We start from the raw sequence: 679 nt of genomic DNA, 5'->3' as shown, positions 1-679 counted from the left end.
GGGCACTGAGTGATTCGCCAACCGCACTGCTTTTTCGGCTACCCCTAAAGGGGTTTTTCTATTTCTTCTTCTTTCGATTATCTTTGGTTTCTTCTCCTGTAAATGGATCGATGTACTCCATCATCGTGATTTGTTCCGCGACGATATCTTCTTGTAACTGATTGCGGATATACTCCTCAATCACTTTCTTGTTCCTTCCAACCGTGTCCACGTAAAAACCTTTGCACCAAAATTTCCGATTCCCATACCGATATTTTAATTGGGCATGTCGATCAAAGATCATCAAGCTACTTTTTCCTTTTAAATATCCGATAAACGCGGACACACTTAGCTTAGGTGGAATGCTTACCAACATGTGAATGTGATCTTTGCACGCCTCTGCTTCAATGATTTCTACGTTCTTTCTTTCGCATAATTGTCGCAATATTTTCCCAATATCTTGCTTTAACTTCCCATAGATCACCTGGCGTCTATACTTTGGGGCAAACACGATGTGATACTTACAATTCCATTTCGTATGTGCTAAACTGTTCACATCAGATGACATCTGTATTCCTCCTATTGTGCGATAAATTCGGTTGGCGAACCAAATTTATTGTAACACTGGGAGGAATTTTTTTGATACATCGCTGAAAGCTCCCCCGAACCATACGCATAGCGTATGGTTTTCTTTTGACAA

The 679-nt window shown here is 40.6% G+C and carries 1 protein-coding gene; it reads right to left on the bottom strand.

The annotated features are described in order from the left end of the window. Positions 1-58 precede the first annotated feature (58 nt). Entirely contained in the window at positions 59-547 is a 489-nt protein-coding gene (gene tnpA / locus ACE6ED_RS29200) for an IS200/IS605 family transposase (RefSeq protein ID WP_410830958.1), read from the bottom strand. Between the last annotated feature and the right edge of the window lie 132 nt (positions 548-679).

Origin of the sequence: Paenibacillus nanchangensis (genome assembly GCF_046543445.1) — a bacterium.
GTDB lineage: Bacteria > Bacillota > Bacilli > Paenibacillales > Paenibacillaceae > Paenibacillus_AQ > Paenibacillus_AQ nanchangensis.
The sequence above is the reverse complement of the archived record's forward strand: the minus strand, read 5'-3'. Positions and strand labels throughout refer to the sequence as shown.

Excerpts from the sequence above, each read along its gene's own strand:
- tnpA (WP_410830958.1), bottom strand. The coding sequence starts at position 547 with ATGTCATCTGATGTGAACAGTTTAGCACATACGAAATGGAATTGTAAG.